This window comes from Enterococcus quebecensis, assembly GCF_001730365.1.
GTDB classification, from domain to species: domain Bacteria; phylum Bacillota; class Bacilli; order Lactobacillales; family Enterococcaceae; genus Enterococcus_L; species Enterococcus_L quebecensis.
In genome coordinates this window covers 1-14,016 of sequence record NZ_MIKB01000019.1, presented here as the reverse complement: position 1 = coordinate 14,016, position 14,016 = coordinate 1, and the positions used below count along the sequence as shown (strand labels likewise).

Genomic DNA, 14,016 nt, shown 5'->3' with positions numbered 1-14,016 from the left:
AAAACTAGTATGTGATGAACCAAATATATAATCTAAGCATGTCACTCAACTCCTTCCTAATAAAACAAATTTATTTTCCTTTCTATTTTTTTTTATTTTCTATTAGTTATTTAATGTTTTTGCTATAATAACATAAACATTATAAAAAGATTCACCAGGTAAATTATTTTTTACCGATAGAGAGGAGAACTATTTTTGAATAATTATGGAACCATGTTAAAAAAAATTCGACAAGAAAAAGGGCTTAGCCAAAAAGATGTATATGAAGGTCTTATGACCAGGCAAACTTATTATTTAATTGAAACAAATACAAGTATGCCTTCATTCGATAAGTTTCTGATTATACTAGAAAAATTATTTCTTTCAGTAGAAGAGTTTTTAGAACTACTTGATCCGACTTCTTTTCCAACTGAAAATCATTTGTATCAACAATTAAGTCATGCAGTTTTTAAAAAGGATGAAAAAATGTTTGATTTACTTATTGAAAAATCTCAACAACTCTATACAGCCACAAACAATAAAAAATATTTCCATTTAAACTTGATTACTCAAGCAATGACTTGTTTAAACAAGGAACAGATTAAGCCAGAAGATATGGCCATTTTGAAACAATTATTGTTTCCCATCAAACAGTATTTAATCGGTATTGATAAATGGTATCTCTATGAATTAAGACTATTAAATAATTCATTGTATTGTTTTGAGCTATCTGAAGCCATTGCCTTAGGTATTTTAGTCGGAAAAAAAATAGATAGACTTAGTAATATGGAGGATTATCAAGATATTAAACTAAGAATCTATTTAAACCTTTCTTGTTTATGTTTAAATAATCAGGACTATGAAAATACCATGTATTTTTCAATCTTGGCTAAAGAAAATGCTAAAAAAGATTATCGACTCTTTGAAACAATCATTGCAAATCTAAATTACGAAATTGCTCAAGTCGCTAATCAAGAAAAACAAATAAACGATAAAATCACTAAATACCTCACTATTTTAGATGGCTTAGATTATCAAGAAACGATATATGAATATCAAAAAACACTTAGTAAAAACCATATACACTAATTTTTTGTTTTTTTTCAAAATAAATTCATTTTCTAAATTGATTTACTTTGTAATCCCAACTATACGGTCTAGGTGATGTTTCAAGCTCTCCGCTACTATCTTTCCCCAATTCGGGGGTTATAAACATCGTTACCCAATACTCGTGGTTTATTTGATAATCTAAACTAGCTTCATTATTCTTTTTTAATGCCTCTGTATTATTGGATAAGTGTTTCACGCTTAATTCTTGATCTGTTGTTGTTGCAATGTATCCGAAAAATTTATAATATTCTGGAATTAAATCTTTTATTTTAAGTTGCTTTTGTTGTTTTGATATTGTTGTTTCATATTTAGCAAACAGTGTTTTTGATACCTCAGATGCCGTATCTTTTGTGGTACTCTCAGAAATCAAATTTAACGATTGTTGCGTACCATCTATCATAGATTGATAGTATCCTTTTGAAGGAATAACTAATTCTGAATTTGGATTTATCACAGTTTGTCGAATATTCAAAGTAATTTTTTTATTTTCAGAAACTTTTTTATTCGTTACGATTATTTGCTGATGTGCATATTCATTAGCGTTTGCTGTAAATTTGAAACTACTTTTTATACCTTTCGTTATTTGTGTATTGATATCAATCGTTGTTTCATAATCCTGATTCGCTTTTAGTATCTCTTCTACAATATATTCTTGATCACTCTTCCAAGGGTGGACTATTTTTTTTACTTCATTTGAGTAAAGTGAAAATTTATCATTTTGTGTGTATTCATCGTTTCCATAGTCAAAATCAAATAGTTCTGTTTGGTTACTTATGTCCTCCCCATTTTCATTTTGTAGCTTTTTTTGCAAACTGACGATGATTGGTTTGACTTTTGGGACAACAAATTCTTCTTGTTTCATCTTGTCGTTATAATCTTTATAAACAATGGTTGTTTTTCCATTAGTTTCGGCTAACCCCTCTACGTCAATCACATTTGGTTTTAAAATATCGTTTTGAGCGTTCACACGATAAGTCATTTGAGCAAACATTACATCCTCTTCTGGTTCACTAGACACAGGTGTCTTTAGTGTTCCAACATTCCAATTAATCGTTGGTTTCCCCAGAACATCTTTCACCTCAATTTTCCCCTGAGTGTTGGCGATTCCTCCAACCATTTCAAATCCGGTACCCATTGGATCAACAACAAACGCTGATTTAATTGCACCAACGATTTCTCCAGCAATACCACTAAGGATGTCTTCCAAATTATCTGCAGTTGCTGAAAAACTTTTATCTTCAGACGATGCCATCTCTTTCATTGTTTTATTTCCCGTCACAACCTCATCATCTTGTGAGGTAGAATCTAAATCCACACCAATTGTGTACAGATCTGTCACTAGAAACTCACCACTAGGTATTTTTTCATTTTTTGTAATCGTTGCTTGTGCTATTGCACTGTGTGCATGGTTAGCCATCAATCGATTCTTCGAGCCTGACGGCATTTGCTCATAATCTGGAGCAAGAGCCGCATAACGATACCTCACACCATCTCCATAAGCTTTTACATTAGTCTTAGGATTAACATAATCATAATTAAATTTTTCTTTTGGAATGCTCTTAACACTTTCATAATAATCGTAACCATTTTGTTTGTACTCAAACTTTTCCATCCCTATTAGCTGATTGTACGGTGTCTTTGGAGGATAACTATAGGTTGGTACACCATCAGATATCAACACTACATTCCTTTTCTTTGCAGTGGCTTGCTGCATAACCTCTGTTGCCGATTTAATACTCGCTTGCGTAAATGTTCCTCCATTTACTACTGGTTCAAGTTCTTTGATTTTATCGATTAATAGACCTTTGTGATCTGCATTTACAAACTGACTGCTCCAACCACTTTCATAAAATGTATAGTTAGTTACCTCTGTACTATAAGTGATCAGTGCAATTCTATTATCATAGTCTTTTCGTAAAACCATATTTACAAATTTTTCAGCTGCTGTTTTTGCTTTGATCATCCGATCGTTGTCTTTCATACTTCCAGACGTATCAATGATTAAAACAATGTCCGTTGGTGGCGGTGGAAACTGATTACGTCCTTCAATCCGAAGTGTGATATCCCATTGATTGACCATTCCAGCTACAGGTTCAGCAGTTTTACTTAATTGAATTTCTCCTGGTTGTAACTCTATTTTTTTTGCAGCTTTAATTGGTGCATTAGTAAATAACAGTGAAGATTGAATAACATAAACAGAGCCCATCAAACCCAAAATGATCATAAGCCATTTCAAAAATTTCAATTGAATTCTTTTCTTCAATACAATACCTTCTTTTTCTGTAAAATTTTTTAAGCTACTCACTAATTGTTTGATTTTTTAATGACTCATCTATCGCTAAAAGAGGATTTTCAATTGGCGTTTTACCACCCCACCAAGCATCTCTATAAGCAAATTTTGTACTACTAATTCCTTCCGCTTTTATCTCAATTGACAAAAACACACCTTCATATTCTTCTGTGATGTTCCCTTTGTTCATCATTACTTTTGTAAATAAATTAGTCGTACTTTCACCCTTAATTAGCTTCTTTTTATAGTAAAAATAGCCATCTTTACCATCAAACCAATCGGTTAAATTATAATCAATCGTTAAAACCGCAGTGGGTCCTTCAACTGTTGCAACCAACAATTGTGTCGTCCCATTTACTTGTTTTTTTGTAAGAACAGGTAATGCTAAAACTCGAATGAAACTTTCCTGTTCACCAGTATTTCTAATTGAAACTTTTTTTAAGTACTCTTTGTCAGGTTCAAAGTTAGCAGGAGGATCAAATTCCTCTTCTATCGATGTTTGGAAATCACCTATTCTAAATTCATTCTGCTTTTGATCCTTATCAGTTAAGGCTGCATAGGTCTTATACAATCCCGATGAAAAACTTACAATTATAATTAAAAGTCCCACAAATAATAAGAGCTGCTTAACGGTTAGAAACTTTTTTTTCTGTCTCTTTTTTTTCACCATCTATCTACTCCTTTTACTCACTTAAACGGTCGTAATACAAATCATATAAATCTCCTGAACTACCAATATTCCAAGTACTCAAAAGTGCTTTTGTACTATCATGTGCATCCATTACTGGGTTCAATTGATACAATGAACCTTTAAATTTATTAGGCGCACTTGTGTTTAACACGACACTCTTGACTACTGGAAGGCTTACTTCATTGGGTTGAAGCAATTCGGAATAGTAAAAAAATCCGTCTTTGTATAGCCAATATTCTTTTGTTCCTGATGGCGGTGCAAGATCATAGACATTATCTGGAAAGGCTATTTGAAACCACCGTAAATCCGTTTTTACCCTACTGCTGTCTTTGAACTTATACATTTCTATTCCAGTATCCATATCGGGTACAATAGCTTTTTGAGCAATAAAAAATTGTCCGTTATAAAAATACGTTCCTCCATCTGTTGCTGCCGGTTGCCAAGTATCTGTTTTTTTTTGATCAACTGCTGGTAGTAACTCTTTCGGTGATCGTGCTAAATTCCCGTTACCCGTCTGATCAACAGTGTCTACTTTGAAGGTCAATAAGTATTCATATAAACTAATACGGACAAAGGCTGGCATATTCCCAACATTTTTGACTTGGATAACTTTTTTTATAGTTTCTCCTGGCTGCCATTCAACTTCAGGTTCAAATTCTTCTACTATTTGGGCAGATAATCTTGAACCGACAAAATGATTAGATTCACTATCTTCAGAAACAAACCACGCATATGTACTTCCTAGAATCATCAAACCAGAAAAGAGAAATGAACAAACAGCAATGATCACTTTTATATTTATCTTCGTTTTTTTCTTTTTTCTTCGTCGAATTTTTTTTGTATTTTTTTTCACGCTGTCTTCCCCCCTGTCATTTGATCGTTCTAAAAAATTCAATCGGCGTCTTTGTGTTATTTACTCTTTTTTTTGACTATGTCGTTTTTTTTCTAGCTTTTTATGCTTAAGTATCAATAGAGAAACTAGCGTTAAGAACAATCCTACACACGAAAAAAGCAAAGCTGTCCGCCACTCTTCTCCTGTTTTTGGAAGTCTTAATTTGTTCTTTAATGTTTGTATAAAAGGTTTTTCTGGGTCTTCTGGGCTATCGGTATCTGGTAATACTGTTTTTACAGCTTTAAAATGCCAGATATTTTCTACAACATTTTTTTTGAAAAAGTCTCTGTTAGTGTAGGTTTTTCCATCTAATTCAAATTGCGCTTCCAACATCTTAGTATCTCCACCTTTGAATGTACCTAGATTTAAAGGTGCTGATTTGTCTTGTAGATTAATTTTCTCATCTCTGCCGGAGAGAGGTCCTTTATACAATTCCTCACCTTCATAAATCAAAGTCATTTGAATGGCTTGGGACAAATCCAGCGAACCCTCCTTCTTTGTCGGTTCACTTACATTCATAGTCAGATGGTAGGGAATATCTTTTTCAATATTGATGATCGTAATCTTTGTAGACCACTTTTTCCCTGGTGCTACATCTCGAATATCAATTAGATATTGACCATCATTTTTTATTTTGATTCCTTGATCATCACCTACAACTATTCCAGAAGGAAGATTAGACTCAGAACTTACTTCAACAGGTTGAAAGGTAGTTGATAGGCTAATAAATAAGAATAATCCTATCAACAACCGTTTTTTCACCCTGTTTCTTCTTTTCATCCTTCTTCCTCCTTAAAATAGATCGTTGCTTTCAATTATTTAGCAGGTACTAATGCTTTCAATGCAGTTGCTAAAGAGTCGTTGATACCTGCTGGCAACCAGTCGTCCACAGCATCTTTGTATGCTGAAATCCCTTGTCCCTTAACGGTTAAATCATAAATTAGTTTACTGTATTCATTACCAGCTGTTCCTAATAATTTAACTGCATCCATCAATTGTGTTGTACTGCCCCCAGGTGCTACAACACTTGTGTAGTAGAAGTAACCATCAGTAGTATTAAAGTACCATTTATCAGCAACCTTGGGATCTGTTGTAATATTGTTGAATGAGATTTGAATATTTTTTGAACCTGTTGCAGCAGCTGCATTCCAAATCAATGTTCCGTCTTTAGTGAATGTCGGTGTATAGATTGGGGCTTTCGTCCAATCTTTTTCCTCAGCTGGTGTATTATATTCTAATGATACATAGCTTAGTGCTGGTGTACCTGACCTTACTTTGATTTTGTTTTCTGCGTTACGATCAAATCCGTCAATACCAGCTGCGTAGTATAAATTGCCGCCTTTTTCAAACGCATAACGATACGTATAAGTTGTTTTGGTTCCAACTTTTTCAGTTTTTTCTTTGACTTTCAATGTATACGTCCCGGCGTAATCTCCATCTGTTACTGTTAGTTTTGGTGCAGTACCATCAAAAGTAGAATCCGTAAACTCGGTAGGAGCAGCTGTTCCAGGCAATAGATAAATATCCTTATTCTTTTTCCCTTCAAGCTCTGTCCCCGTTGTTGGTTTTACTCGATGATCTTTTAATAATTGTAAAGTTTCTGCCAAAGATACACGAATCAACGTATCGTATTTGCCAATATTAGCGATGGCAACATCTTTGTTTACTTCTGAACCTGGTTCCCATTCGGTCGGTGGTTCAAATGTTTCCACTACTTCAATGTCCTTACCTGTTGCAATTTGACCTTCAAAGTGGTTATTTTTTTGGTCTTCACTGGTAAACCAAGCAAATGTTGCTGCTGCAAGCGCAACAAGTGCAAAGCCACTCGCTAAAGCAAGTATTTTTTTCTTTTTTTGTTTGTTCATTTTTTAGTTTCCTCTCCATTTTTTTATTATCAACTTTTTAACAGCAATGCCTGAATAAATTTTTAATCGTTGTTAAAAAGTAAATACCCTTTACTTATTTAAAATGTAATACCTTATAATCGTAATAAATCCAAAAACAGAGATTAGAAAAACAATTGAAATTAATGGATTATCACGTACAAAATTTAGAATTGCACCTATCTTAGGAACAACTACTATTTTTTTACCAACAACTTGTTTTTCACTAATTGGAACATCCTCTGCCAAATTCGCGTCACCTTGGGTGATATAGTAAATTCCTTTCGTCTCACCTAAGTGGTCCATTTTTTTCTTTACTCTATGCGTCAAGAATGCCTGACTCTTGATACTTGGTCGGAAAGTAATAACATCGCCTACCTTTGCTTCATCACCAGCAATATTTTTAACTATGATAATGTCACCTGAATGAAAACCACCCTTTTGAGTTTCAGGATCTCTAGGAACCATTGAATTCGTCAATACGCCAAAAAATCTGTACCCAAAAATACTCTTATCCACATTTTTGGTTGTCGCAAAAATAATGGATCCAATGACCACAAATAAAATAAATCCATAAAAAAACAAATTGAATATCAATGTAGATATAGAATTTTTAGTTTTATAAGTCGTAGTCTTTTGCTTTTTTTTAGAACCTGTTTGTTGCTTTTGCCTTCTGTTTTTTTCAGTTCTCAGATTCTTATTTTTTGTGTTAGCTATTGAGTTTGAACGATTAGATCTCTTTTTTTTATTGACTGGCTTTTTTGATGGTGATAGTTTTGTTTTTTTCCTTTTATTTGACGGTTGTTTCCTAACTCCCTCTTCTACCAATTTCCAAGTCCTCGCTTCACATTAGGCTTACCAAAGCCCTTATTTCTCATCTTTATTTGAAAGTAAAATGCAAACATATCAAGAAATACAACTGTTTTTTATTTCTCTAAAAACAGTCTCACTCATTGAATTGAGACTGTTTAAATAGTCCAAAAAACTAATGATATTAAGAAAATCAACTAAAACAAAAAAAAGAAATACATTTGAATGGATAAATCCCTTCACAACGTATTTCCAGACTGTTTCCTCTTATATAAAATTTCATGGATTTCAGCTCTATAAAAATCATTAGTTTATTATAGAGAAAAGAGAAAGTCAATAGAATTTATAAAATATTTTTTACTACTTGTATTATAGAGTTTAAAGGTGGTGATTAAGGTGTTTGGTAAACTCATTTAGCTATACAACGCTTTTTACAGAAAACAATTAAACTATCAATAGTTAAGAGGTGTTCATTAATGGCAATTATTGGTTATATGCGTGTCAGCACGCATCAACAAAAATTTGATTCTCAACAAAAAGCACTAGAAAAATATGGTGTAGATCTTATTTACAAAGAATGTGAGAGTGGGCGAAAAACATCAAGAAGTGAATTAAACAAAGTACTTACTCTTCTACAACCAGGTGATACACTCGTTATTTTCAAACTGGATCGACTATCAAGAGGGACTAAGCAGCTGTTGAATTTATTAGAAGAATTTGATCGAAGAAACATTCATTTTGTCAGCATCCAAAATAATATAGATACGACAACACCAATGGGCCGGTTCTTTTTCACGGTAATGGGTGCTTTTGCTGAAATGGAGGCTGAGTTGATTCGAGAAAGAGTCATAGCAGGCCTTGAGGCAGCCAGAGAAAATGGAAAACAGCTAGGGAGGCCTCCACGTACAAAAGAGGTAAAAAAAGCGTTGGAACTTTATACTGGTTCAAATTTATCTGTTCCAGAAATTGCAAAGAAATGTAACTTATCTGTTCCAACAGTCTATAACCATATCAAAAAACATAATTTACTAAGAAAGGTCCATTAAATCACACACTTAACTTTTACAAAAAAACATAATACGGCATTGAAAATAACTAATTAACACTATACAAATTAAATCAGTTAACATCGAAATAAGAAAGATTTACATATTAAAAGCTAAAAGAGGTTGGAATGAAAGTATTTAGCTCCATGAAATAAGAAGAAGAGCTTTTACTCTTAGAAGTTGATGTGATTGAAGAAACATATAATCTGTTTTCCGTCTCCCCTTTATTAAGATTTTAAGGGTCTGAGGTATAACTCGAAGAGTTACGCCTCAGACCCTTTTCACTATCTATTAACCAATCAGCTTTAATCCAATAACTGACGCTAAAATAATTCCAATAAAAACAACCCTGCGCCAATCTTTCGATTCACCGTAAAAAACCATACCTAAAATAGCTCCCCCGGCAGCACCAATACCTGTCCAAATAGCGTATGAAACCCCCATCGGTAGAACCTTCATTGCTAAGTAAAGAAAAACAAAACTACTACCAAAGGTAAAGAACAATAACAATAATGATTTTTTATCTTTATTTAAGTTAAAGCGATTGATTGATCCAACCCCTAACATTTCAAAAATCCCTGCAATAATTAAAAATAACCAACTCATTTTTGCTCCTCCCCTTTCTCACCAGTAACAAATTTCAATCCCATAACACCAATCAATAAAACTGCGATTAACAGAATTTTAGACAGTTTAAATTCTTCACCAAAAAATAAGATTCCTGTAATGACCGTTCCCGCCGTACCTAATCCAACAAAAACAGCATAGGCTGTTCCTACAGGTAAGGTTTCACCTGACTTAATCAAAGCGTAAAAACTGATTAATATAAATATAATTGTGAGTAAAATTTCCCACCAAGTCGTACTATGTTTCATACCAATGACCCATAATACTTCAAAAAATGCACCAATCATTAATTTTATCCAATCTTTACTCATATAAAAATCCTCCTTAATTTAAAAAACGTAATCGGTTCGCTTAGTATTGTTTGAAAGGTAAGAAAATATGTTTGCAACATTTTCTGTCTCAAGCTAACCTTACTTTTTTCCTAACGTTTAGCCAATAAAGCCAAAAGACATATTAAAACAAATAAAAAAGTGTCAATCAGCAATTCCATCTAAGGCCTAGGAATTGTCGATTCACACTTATACAGACGAGCAGCCGGCGCTACTTATCAAAAGTCATTTGATTTAATTTTGTTTTCGGTTTATTTAAACTGTTTCCAATTCTACTCTAAAAAAAGTATTTTAGCAAGGTAAAAATAGTTTTTTTTATTAAATAAAATTTAATAATTCTCTATATCCTCTTGTAAACTGATAAAAAAAGATTATTTATGACGTTCTAAGTGAGCTAAATTTTTCAAAATCCAACTATTTAACCAATATCTCTTCTGATTATTTTTATTAAAATTATTATTTTATGTAATAAAATTCATTTTGATCAGATACTTCCCAAAATTTACGCATCATGATTTTGTAAATCTAATCAACATATGATACACTTACTTTATCAAAAAAAGATTCCAAGTGAATCGGTTAACGTTGATATTACTTACTTTAGGCGGTAGTAATGTCAGCGTCTTTCTTTTTTTATACATTTTATATTTCAATGAAATCTTTTTGATTCTCTCAGTAAACTTTAAGTAAAAAACTCCCACCTCTTAAGAGATGGGAAATTAAACGTTATTAAACGAGTATCATGATACATTTTTTCTATTAAGCTAAAGCTCCCATTGGATCCCAAGGTGCTAAAACAGTCGGCTCTTGTTTCCATGCTTCTTGTAATTCTGGTGCTAGTAACTCTTTACGAACAACAATTTGATACGTATATTCGTCCATCCAGGCATCACTCATGACAAAAAATCCTTTATCGCCGACTTTTTCTCCCCAGCTATTTTCTACTTTCCATTTCGTTGACTCTCCATTAATCAGATCTACACCAGTTAACACCATCGCATGGGTCATTAAACTTTCACCAAAATCTAAGCGTTGTGCTTTCGTCATAGTAAAATCGATATCAAATAAATCATTCATATCATATGCGTCTAAAGACATGATCCCACTGTCTCTTGTAGAAGATTGACCAACATCACAACCAAACCAAACAGATTCTCCTTGCTCTAGTTGCGCTACAGCTAATTTTTTGAATGTTGTCATATCTACATTGATATATTTTACTTCTTTACCGCCCACGACATTCCCTAACATTTCTACAGTATATGTTTGATTGTATGGTTTGTCTGCTGTTGGCGCATTGATCACACTTACATAGTTATCCAGATCTACACCAACATATTTTTCATAAAACGATTGCGGTGTTAAATTTTGGTCTAAGTGGTAATTCTTCTCTTCATCACGATACTCAAAATCAAATGTTTCTGGTGGTGTGCCTAAAGAAATCGCTAAAAAATTGTAGATTTCACCTAGCATTGTTTCTTTAGCTGCTTGAATTTCTTCAGATGTTTTGCCACTAATGACTAACTCTCGCAAAGTTGTTGCATCTTTTCTTAATTTTTTATTTAAGTAATTGTTTAAATCTCGAGAATTTGAGCTGTTGCTACTTTCTGGCATAGCTGTTTTCGGTACGACACCATATTTTTGGAAAATGGAGACAATCATATCCCACTGTCCACCATCTTGTTGAGGGGTTGCTAGTAAGAATGAAACTTTTCTGCTATCTAATTTTTGATCAGCGGTTGCGATGATATTTTCATAGAAATAATTTGATTTTTCGTATTTATCCCAAAAAAATGTATAGTTTTGAGAAAGTTCAAAATCTTTTAATTTAAAGCTATTAATCATTTTGTGTCTAAATGTGTTCAGCGCTGCAAACATCCAACAGCGTCCGCTTTGTTTTTGGTTTGCTACGGTTCCAGTTGTAATATCCACTGAGAACACCGGTACATTGTTTACTTCAGCACTTTGATTTTGCGCAGATGCTGTAATACCATTTTTGATTACGCCTCGTTGTAAAGCCTTTTGTTTATTATTTTCCATAAATGTGTCATGGAATTTTTGTGTGATTTTCGGTTCAATTACTGACATATCAATTCATCCTTTCACTCATAACATTTCTTTTCCATTATATGCCTGAATTTTCAATCCCTCAAGCTTTTAACAAATAAAAGTTGTCTTTTTGCATCATCTGTATTATATTATATAATACAAAGAGCAAAAAGAGGTGATAACATGCTTTTAGAAATAGATAGTCAAAGTGAAATACCTATTTATCAACAGATTTGCAATCAACTCATCCTTGGTATTGCCGAAAATAAACTTAAACCAGGTGAAATTCTTCCTTCCGTTCGGCAGATGGCTGATGAAATTGGCGTTAATATGATGACTGTTTCAAAGGCGTACACGTCTTTGAAAAAAGATGGGTACATTTTGACCGATCGCCGTAACGGGACAAAAGTTGCTGAAAAACAAGTATTAGACCCAGCATTTCAAAAAGAATTTTCAAATGGATTGGAACTGTTATTAGCTGAAGCTTCCATTCACCAACTTTCAGAAAAAGAAGTACAAGAAAAAGTCAGACTGATTTATCAAAAATTTGAACAATAAAAGGGGCGTTAAAAATGAATTTTTTTCTATATTTACTATTAATTGGTATTAGTTTCTTAATGGCATTTTCAGGAAGAATACCTGCTAACCCACATAAAAATGTTGTTTTAGAAACAACTTTACCTAAAGACAAACTTCAAGATAAACAAGTTCTTAAAGTAAGTAAGACTTATAAGAAGAGATTGCTTCAATGGGCATTTGCCTTTATTATTATTGCTTTACCAATTTTAGCAATTCCTTATGATTCTTTGACTCTTATTTATTTTCTAGCGATACTTAGTGGTTTTATCGGCACTTTTTACTATCTAGAAATCGTGTACATTCGTAAAATGACTGCTGTAAAAGTGCAGAATAATTGGTTATTACCAACAAGTCCAATATTAGTTGATACCAAACTAGTGGCAAATAAAAACCGTAAATTGATTTCTATTTGGTGGTTTTTACCAAGTATTTTACTCACTCTTTCAGGTTGCGTTTATTCTTTTAACATACTGGGTCTGGCTAACGGCACTTGGGTTTTCTGCCTTATTTCAATTCTAACAACTGGTATGTTTTTGCTTTTCTATTATTATATCGCCCGTTTTCCTGTCAAACCGTTAACGAGGGATAATACAATTAATCAAAAGGTAAATGATCAAATGCGTCATCATTGGTCCGTTTTGATGGCTGTTTCAGGATTAGTTATGAGTCCCTTAGCGTTTATACCTGCTTTTTCAGTTACAATTCCTTATGAAAAGATGATGATGTTATCCATTGTATATGCCATACTTATTCTTGTATTTGTGATTTTTACATTTTACTATTTATTCACAGCTAGAAAAAAACAAGATCAATTAATCTCAATGGCTAAAGAATATCGCTATAGCGATGAAGATCAATATTGGAAATATGCTATTTATATTAATCCAAATGATAAAAGAATTCTGATTCCCGACCGCGTAGGGATGAATATTTCAATAAATTTAGGTCAGCTTGGTGGAAAAATTGTTATGGGTATCGTAGGTGTTCTCGTTTTAATCTCATTAATCGCTGCTAGCGTTCCTTTATTGATTGGTGATTTCTCAGCGAATCCATTTCAATTATCAACTTCTAATAGTGGTATTTCTTTGTCAGCACCTTTAGCTCAAAATAGGAAAATCGATTGGACAGAAATTGAATCTGTTGAATTGTTAGATAAATTGCCTAAAGATAGAGTACGGGTATATGGTACAGCAACAGAGAATTATTTAACAGGAGAATTTCAAGTCAATAACGAACCTGCCTATTTGCTTGTATTTGAAAATAAAAAACCAATTTTGGAAATAAGAACCAAAGACAAAATATACTATTATACAAATAAAGATAGCGGATTAACTAAGAAGTATTATCAAGATATTCAAAAAGTTCTTAGCAAATAAAAATAAGTTAGGAAAAGTTCAATTACTTTTCCTAACTTATTTTCTTTTTTTTTATCCAGCTTCATGAGCTAGCACTTCGGAAAAAAGACAAAAATTGAAGGAGGCAAAATGCGCCTCAGTCAATTTTCCCTATTTTTCTGTCAGTGCTGAACGAGCTCATTCAGCTTTTATTTTTTCAATGTGTTTTTCATCATTCCAAGCAATGTTTTCACGTCTTCTGGTCTGGTGTCTCCTGTTTCTGAATCAATGATTGAGCTATATACGTGTGGAATGATTTTTTTCACGCCTGCGTCTACTGCGATTTGAACGATTTCTTCAAAGTTCTCTAAATCAATTCCTCCTGTTGGTTCTAGGT

14 protein-coding genes are annotated in these 14,016 nt (G+C 33.0%); 4 read left to right on the top strand and 10 right to left on the bottom strand.

Annotated elements, in window-relative coordinates:
- Window positions 1-195 precede the first annotated feature (195 nt).
- Window positions 196-1,068, top strand: a complete 873-nt coding sequence (locus tag BCR23_RS13965) for a helix-turn-helix domain-containing protein (protein ID WP_069636107.1) — start codon at window positions 196-198, stop codon at window positions 1,066-1,068.
- A gap of 25 nt (window positions 1,069-1,093) precedes the next feature.
- Here BCR23_RS13965 and BCR23_RS13960 read toward each other — a convergent pair whose 3' ends face one another.
- The 6 genes from BCR23_RS13960 to BCR23_RS13935 all read right to left on the bottom strand — a co-directional run bounded on the left by BCR23_RS13960 (window position 1,094) and on the right by BCR23_RS13935 (window position 7,673).
- Window positions 1,094-3,352, bottom strand: coding sequence for a vWA domain-containing protein (locus BCR23_RS13960; RefSeq protein ID WP_069636190.1), 2,259 nt, complete (start codon window positions 3,350-3,352; stop codon window positions 1,094-1,096).
- Between the two features lie 34 nt (window positions 3,353-3,386).
- Window positions 3,387-4,049 carry a hypothetical protein gene (locus BCR23_RS13955; protein WP_240482567.1) on the bottom strand — a complete coding sequence of 221 codons (663 nt, stop codon included), beginning with the start codon at window positions 4,047-4,049 and terminating at the stop codon, window positions 3,387-3,389.
- A 13-nt stretch (window positions 4,050-4,062) separates the two neighbouring features.
- Window positions 4,063-4,923 (bottom strand): BsaA family SipW-dependent biofilm matrix protein, encoded by an 861-nt coding sequence (locus tag BCR23_RS13950; protein ID WP_069636106.1) that lies wholly within the window; start codon window positions 4,921-4,923, stop codon window positions 4,063-4,065.
- Between the two features lie 60 nt (window positions 4,924-4,983).
- Window positions 4,984-5,742, bottom strand: coding sequence for a hypothetical protein (locus tag BCR23_RS13945; protein ID WP_069636105.1), 759 nt, complete (start codon window positions 5,740-5,742; stop codon window positions 4,984-4,986).
- 35 nt (window positions 5,743-5,777) lie between these two features.
- Window positions 5,778-6,827 carry a BsaA family SipW-dependent biofilm matrix protein gene (locus BCR23_RS13940; RefSeq protein WP_069636104.1) on the bottom strand — a complete coding sequence of 350 codons (1,050 nt, stop codon included), beginning with the start codon at window positions 6,825-6,827 and terminating at the stop codon, window positions 5,778-5,780.
- A 90-nt stretch (window positions 6,828-6,917) separates the two neighbouring features.
- Window positions 6,918-7,673: a signal peptidase I gene (locus BCR23_RS13935; RefSeq protein WP_069636103.1), complete on the bottom strand. Its 756-nt coding sequence runs from the start codon at window positions 7,671-7,673 to the stop codon at window positions 6,918-6,920.
- A 458-nt stretch (window positions 7,674-8,131) separates the two neighbouring features.
- On the opposite strand from BCR23_RS13935, the gene BCR23_RS13930 reads away from it, so the two are divergent.
- Window positions 8,132-8,701: a recombinase family protein gene (locus BCR23_RS13930; protein WP_069636102.1), complete on the top strand. Its 570-nt coding sequence runs from the start codon at window positions 8,132-8,134 to the stop codon at window positions 8,699-8,701.
- A gap of 291 nt (window positions 8,702-8,992) precedes the next feature.
- Here the strand turns inward: BCR23_RS13930 and BCR23_RS13925 are convergent, their stop codons facing one another.
- The 3 genes from BCR23_RS13925 to BCR23_RS13915 form a co-directional block, all read right to left on the bottom strand.
- On the bottom strand, window positions 8,993-9,307 hold the full coding sequence (locus tag BCR23_RS13925; protein ID WP_069636101.1) for a DMT family transporter: 315 nt from the start codon (window positions 9,305-9,307) through the stop codon (window positions 8,993-8,995).
- Window positions 9,304-9,639, bottom strand: coding sequence for a DMT family transporter (locus tag BCR23_RS13920; protein WP_069636100.1), 336 nt, complete (start codon window positions 9,637-9,639; stop codon window positions 9,304-9,306). Before BCR23_RS13920 ends, BCR23_RS13925 begins: the two co-directional genes overlap by 4 nt.
- Window positions 9,640-10,416: 777 nt before the next feature.
- Window positions 10,417-11,745, bottom strand: coding sequence for a C1 family peptidase (locus tag BCR23_RS13915; RefSeq protein WP_069636099.1), 1,329 nt, complete (start codon window positions 11,743-11,745; stop codon window positions 10,417-10,419).
- 144 nt (window positions 11,746-11,889) lie between these two features.
- Between BCR23_RS13915 and BCR23_RS13910 the strand changes: the two genes are divergently transcribed.
- Together BCR23_RS13910 and BCR23_RS13905 are read left to right on the top strand one after the other, a co-directional pair.
- Window positions 11,890-12,264: a GntR family transcriptional regulator gene (locus BCR23_RS13910; RefSeq protein ID WP_069636098.1), complete on the top strand. Its 375-nt coding sequence runs from the start codon at window positions 11,890-11,892 to the stop codon at window positions 12,262-12,264.
- Between the two features lie 14 nt (window positions 12,265-12,278).
- Window positions 12,279-13,661, top strand: a complete 1,383-nt coding sequence (locus BCR23_RS13905; RefSeq protein WP_069636097.1) for a PH domain-containing protein — start codon at window positions 12,279-12,281, stop codon at window positions 13,659-13,661.
- 167 nt (window positions 13,662-13,828) lie between these two features.
- On the opposite strand, the gene BCR23_RS13900 is transcribed toward BCR23_RS13905, so the two are convergent.
- Window positions 13,829-14,016, bottom strand: a 188-nt coding sequence (locus BCR23_RS13900) for a KDGP aldolase (RefSeq protein ID WP_141706695.1), incomplete at its 5' end; no start/stop codon positions are given.

Bases quoted from the DNA above. Each gene is read 5' to 3' on its own strand.
- BCR23_RS13955 (WP_240482567.1), bottom strand. From the start codon at position 4,049: ATGGTGAAAAAAAAGAGACAGAAAAAAAAGTTTCTAACCGTTAAGCAG.
- BCR23_RS13945 (WP_069636105.1), bottom strand. From the start codon at position 5,742: ATGAAAAGAAGAAACAGGGTGAAAAAACGGTTGTTGATAGGATTATTC.
- BCR23_RS13940 (WP_069636104.1), bottom strand. From the start codon at position 6,827: ATGAACAAACAAAAAAAGAAAAAAATACTTGCTTTAGCGAGTGGCTTT.
- BCR23_RS13930 (WP_069636102.1), top strand. From the start codon at position 8,132: ATGGCAATTATTGGTTATATGCGTGTCAGCACGCATCAACAAAAATTT.
- BCR23_RS13925 (WP_069636101.1), bottom strand. From the start codon at position 9,307: ATGAGTTGGTTATTTTTAATTATTGCAGGGATTTTTGAAATGTTAGGG.
- BCR23_RS13920 (WP_069636100.1), bottom strand. From the start codon at position 9,639: ATGAGTAAAGATTGGATAAAATTAATGATTGGTGCATTTTTTGAAGTA.
- BCR23_RS13915 (WP_069636099.1), bottom strand. From the start codon at position 11,745: ATGTCAGTAATTGAACCGAAAATCACACAAAAATTCCATGACACATTT.
- BCR23_RS13910 (WP_069636098.1), top strand. From the start codon at position 11,890: ATGCTTTTAGAAATAGATAGTCAAAGTGAAATACCTATTTATCAACAG.
- BCR23_RS13905 (WP_069636097.1), top strand. From the start codon at position 12,279: ATGAATTTTTTTCTATATTTACTATTAATTGGTATTAGTTTCTTAATG.